Annotated in this window: 1 protein-coding gene and 2 pseudogenes; all 3 read left to right on the top strand. The window is 58.1% G+C overall.

Going from position 1 to position 1,176, the window contains the following annotated elements; translation table 11 throughout:
* Positions 1 to 348, top strand: a pseudogene (locus tag D8U18_RS25150) (aldehyde dehydrogenase); the annotation flags it as partial.
* A gap of 170 nt (positions 349 to 518) precedes the next feature.
* Positions 519 to 983: a methylglyoxal synthase gene (locus tag D8U18_RS25155; protein ID WP_056852634.1), complete on the top strand. Its 465-nt coding sequence runs from the start codon at positions 519 to 521 to the stop codon at positions 981 to 983.
* A 78-nt stretch (positions 984 to 1,061) separates the two neighbouring features.
* A pseudogene (locus D8U18_RS25160) lies at positions 1,062 to 1,176 on the top strand (RNA polymerase subunit sigma-24); the annotation flags it as partial.

Genomic DNA, 1,176 nt, shown 5'->3' on the forward strand with positions numbered 1-1,176 from the left:
GGCCTGGTGCTGCCGGAACTGGCGGGCAAACTGACCGGCATGGCGGTGCGTGTACCGGTGATCAACGTATCGCTGGTGGACCTGACCGTGCAGCTGAAAAAAGAAGCCAGCGCGGAAGAAGTCAACGCCCTGCTCAAGCACGCCAGCCAGCATTCGAAGATTCTCGGCTACAACACCTTGCCGCTGGTTTCCAGCGACTTCAACCACAACCCGCTGTCATCGATTTTCGACGCCAACCACACCAAGTCCAGCGGCAAGCTGCTCAAGGTACTGGCCTGGTACGACAACGAATGGGGCTTCTCCAACCGCATGCTCGATAACTGCCTGGCGCTGTGCAACGCCGAATAACCTTCGCCTGTTGCGCCTTATCCGATCCTGCAGGAGCCAGGCTTGCCGGCGAAGAACGATAACGCGGTACCAATGAATAACCGCGGTGTCGGGGTCGCGGGCAAGCCTCGCTCATACAGGCAGGCGATGGCGTCCTCAGCCCCCTCGCAAATCGCCCTGTGGAAAACCCCATGATCGGTATCAGCTTCACGCAAAAAACCATGGCGGCGCGCAAGCGTATCGCCCTGGTGGCCCATGACCACTGCAAGGTATTTCTGCTCGATTGGGCCGCACGACAGAAAGACCGTCTCGCCCAGCATGAACTGGTCGCCACCGGCACCACGGGATTGTTGTTGCAACAACGCCTCGATCTGCCAGTGGAAAGCATGATCAGCGGCCCACTGGGTGGCGACCAGCAGCTTGGCGCGCGAATCGCCGAGCAACGGGTCGACATGCTGGTGTTCTTCTGGGACCCATTCGAACCGCAACCGCACGACCCGGACATCAAGGCGTTGCTGCGGGTCGCGGCGGTCTGGAACATTCCGGTAGCGTGCAATGAATGCAGCGCCGATTATTTGCTCAGCAGCCCGATGATGGATCAACAACACTCGCATCGGATTCCGGATTACGCGACCTATTTGCAGGGCCGCGCGTAATCATCAACAAAATCAAGACTTGACCATGCGCGTGGATGATAAGCATTATCATTAACTCAAAATGGATCAGGTCTTCCCGTGAGTCAATCGCGCTTCAACGACGTTTTCATTACCCAGCGAGTCTCCCTGCTGCGCACGCTGGAGCGAATGGTCAACAATCACAGCACCGCCGAAGACCTGTTGCAGGAGACCT

It is taken from the genome of Pseudomonas sp. Sample_10 (genome assembly GCF_004321495.1).
Classification (GTDB): domain Bacteria; phylum Pseudomonadota; class Gammaproteobacteria; order Pseudomonadales; family Pseudomonadaceae; genus Aquipseudomonas.